Genomic DNA, 3,093 nt, shown 5'->3' on the forward strand with positions numbered 1-3,093 from the left:
TGCACCGCGTCCACCCCGGCCCGAAGAGGGACAGTCCACCCAGTTCCCGCCCTGTCCGGCGAACCGGGCGAAAATTGATCTTGCAAGGGACCCTGACTGATCGGGTGACGGAGTCGATGCCCGCAACGCACGAGGCTCCCGTGCCGTTGGGGGAGGTGTTCGAAGTCTCAACCCACAGGCACAGGAGCCGCGTTGGTTCCATATTCTGCCGCGCTCGACCTGCCCCACGCCCTGGTCGAGTGGGTAACCGTGCTCATCGTCACCCGCGAGGGTGACCGCCGCTGCAAGCTCCCACCGCACCAGCGCGCCCTGGTCGGCCTGGTATACCTGCGCCGGCACGACACCCTCGCCCAGCTTGCTGCCGGGTTCGGCATCTCCGTCGGCACCGCCCACGCCTACACGACAGCCGTCGTCGACCTGCTCGCCGACCGCGCACCCGGCCTGCTGCGCGCCCTGCGCGAGGCGGAACCGGACTACGTCCTGCTCGACGGCACCCTGGCGGAGTGCAACCGGGTCGGCGACAGCCGGGCCGACTTCTCTCACAAACACAGACGGCACGGGGTGAACGTGCAGGTGGTGACCGACCCGGCCGGGCAGCTGCTGTGGATCTCGCCGACGCTGCCCGGCCGCGCGCACGATCTCACTGCGGCCCGCACCCACCGGATCATCCGGATCTGCGAACGCCAGGGCGTTCCCATCCTTGCCGACCGTGCCTACATGGGAGCCGGTCGCTGGGTGACGACACCCCTCAGACGCCCGCCGGGCCGTGACCTCACGCCGACCCAGCAAAGCGTCAACCGCGCGCTGTCCGCGGCACGGGCACCGGTCGAGCGAGGCGTCGCGCGCTTGAAGTCCTGGCGCATCTTCCGCCGATCCCGGTGCAGCCCGAATCGAATGTCGTCAATCTCCGCGGCCGTCCTCACTCTGGAGCGGCAGCGCTGAAGACTTCAGTGTCTCTTGCGCCCGTGCGCTCGTGCTAGCCATCCGTCCAGCGGATTAGGCGCAAAGGTGATGCTGACCTCGTCCAGTGGCACTTCGTGACCACCGTCGCATGGGACTGACGTGTGCAACGGAGACCCCCGGCGACCCGGGCAGAACGATGAACGACCGCATGATGAAGGCAGTGCTCTACGACCGCTACGGCGGCCCTGACGTGCTCTGCGCGGGCTGCGTGCCAGGCCCTCCGGCGATCATGCCGAGGAAGGTCATGGTGGTGGCGGGCCGAGTTGAGGTGGAGAGGCATGCCGGGCCGCTGAGGATCCCGTCCGGTCAGCGAGTGCTGTACCCGGTTTCGAGGAGGTTGCGCAGGGTGGGGAGGGCGTCGTCCCCGATCGGGGCGTTGCGGGTCCAGGCGAGGAGGAGGGTGGCCAGGAAGAGGTCCCTGCCGCGTACGGTGGGACGGGCTGTGCCGTGCCGCTGAGCGGCGTCGACGAAGTCGTCCGTGATCGCGACCAGCTTCTCGCAGTTGGCGGCGAGTGGAGAGTCGTAGGAGGCGAGTGCCGTGAGGACGGGTTCGGGCAGGCCGCTGAAGGTGCTGAGGTAGTCCTCCAGGGCCCGCATCCAGCGGCGCAGGGCCTGGTCGGCATTGGCCGCGTCTTTCAGGGACGGCAACTGTTCCAGGAGTGCCTCGCCGTGCACGTCGAGGGCAGCGGCCAGCAGTGCTTCCCGGGTCGGGAAGTGCCGGTAGAGCGTGGCGGGCCCGACGCCGGCGTCCTTGGCGATGGCCTCCAGTGAGGTGCCGACGCCATGCTCGGTGAAGTGCCGTAGCGCTGTGTCGAGGACGCGGGCCCGGTTGCGAACGACGTCCGCCCGGGGTTTGCGCGCCACCGGCTGCGGGGCGCTCACGGCTGTTCCTGCGGGGTGGGGCGGGTGATGAGCAGCACTCCGAACATGAAGAGGATGCTACCTCCGTTTTTTCGTGATAGAAAACGGATGCGGCCTCCGGATTATCAGCCGGAGCCTGTCGACCGCCGGGCGCAGCCGTGCTCGCCGTCGCCTCATGGGCGGTGCGGTGACACACTGAGGTGTCCCCCCGTCCTCCAGCGCCGAGAGGCGCCCGCAGGGCTGCGCCGGCTCGCGGCCGCCTCCCACCGCAGAAGGAGAAATCGCAGTGCCTCGAACGCTCGGCCTCATCGGCAGCGGACTGATCGGAACCTCCCTGGCACGCCTTGCTGTGGCGGCCGGAATGAATGTCGTCCTCAGCAATTCCCGCGGGCCCGACACACTGGCTGACCTGGTGACCTCGCTGGGCCAGGGGGCTCGTGCGGCGACCCCGGACGAGGCCGCCCGTGCCGGTGACCTCGTCGTCGTCACCATCCCGCTCAAGGCCTATGACCGGCTGCCCGTCGCGGCGCTGCGCGGCAAGACGGTCCTGGACACGATGAACTACTACCCGCAGCGCGACGGCCGCCTGGCGGAGCTGGACTCGAGCGAGCTCACCTCCAGCAGCCTCGTGCAACGCCACCTCGCGGGCTCGCGCCTGGTGAAGGCGTTCAACAGCATCGGCTCTAACCAGCTGTTCACCCTCGCTCGCCCCACCGGAGCGCCGGACCGCAGCGCCCTGCCCGTCGCGGGCGACGACGAGACGGCGAAACAGGAAGCGGCACAGCTCCTGGACACCCTCGGCTACGACACCGTGGACACGGGCACGCTGGCCGAGAGCTGGCGCAGCGAGCCGGGCACGCCCGTGTACACCAAGCCGTACCTTGGCGAACCGCCCGCCGGTCTCACCCCCGCCGACTACTTCCCGTGGTTCCTGAGCACTCCCGGCGTGCCCGTTCCGGCGGCACGGGTCCGCGAACTGGTCGCCGAGGCGGAACGGGGGCGTGCGGGCGGGGTACTGCCGCAGGGCGCGGGAGGCAGCCAGGCCAGCCCCTGACCGGTCCCCTCAGCGCCCTTTAACCGGGCCCTGGCCGAGGCACGGGCACCGGTCGATCGCAGCGTCGCCCGCCTGAAGTCCTGGCGGATCTTTCGCGGATCCCGGTGTAGTCCAAACCGCATGACGTCATCCATGAAGGGGCGGGGCCGGTCAAGTGCGGTGCTTGTCCGGGTCCTTCCTGCTGCTCGTTGGGATGCGGGCGTGCTCGGCCGGGG

The 3,093-nt window shown here is 69.7% G+C and carries 3 protein-coding genes and 1 pseudogene; 3 read left to right on the forward strand and 1 reads right to left on the reverse strand.

All coding sequences use genetic code 11. The annotated features are described in order from the left end of the window. Positions 1–192: 192 nt before the first annotated feature. Positions 193–942, forward strand: coding sequence for a transposase family protein (locus ACFZDK_RS55635; protein ID WP_390987045.1), 750 nt, complete (start codon positions 193–195; stop codon positions 940–942). A gap of 327 nt (positions 943–1,269) precedes the next feature. Here ACFZDK_RS55635 and ACFZDK_RS55640 read toward each other — a convergent pair whose 3' ends face one another. Continuing rightward, entirely contained in the window at positions 1,270–1,845 is a 576-nt protein-coding gene (locus ACFZDK_RS55640; protein ID WP_390035400.1) for a TetR/AcrR family transcriptional regulator, read from the reverse strand. A 265-nt stretch (positions 1,846–2,110) separates the two neighbouring features. Here ACFZDK_RS55640 and ACFZDK_RS55645 point away from each other — a divergent pair, with 265 nt between their 5' ends. Both ACFZDK_RS55645 and ACFZDK_RS55650 read left to right on the forward strand, forming a co-directional pair. After that, positions 2,111–2,878 carry an NAD(P)-binding domain-containing protein gene (locus tag ACFZDK_RS55645; protein ID WP_390987047.1) on the forward strand — a complete coding sequence of 256 codons (768 nt, stop codon included), beginning with the start codon at positions 2,111–2,113 and terminating at the stop codon, positions 2,876–2,878. A 21-nt stretch (positions 2,879–2,899) separates the two neighbouring features. After that, positions 2,900–3,016, forward strand: a pseudogene (locus ACFZDK_RS55650) (IS5/IS1182 family transposase); the annotation flags it as partial. Positions 3,017–3,093 lie beyond the last annotated feature (77 nt).

The organism is Streptomyces sp. NPDC007901, from assembly GCF_042959465.1.
Lineage (GTDB): Bacteria > Actinomycetota > Actinomycetes > Streptomycetales > Streptomycetaceae > Streptomyces.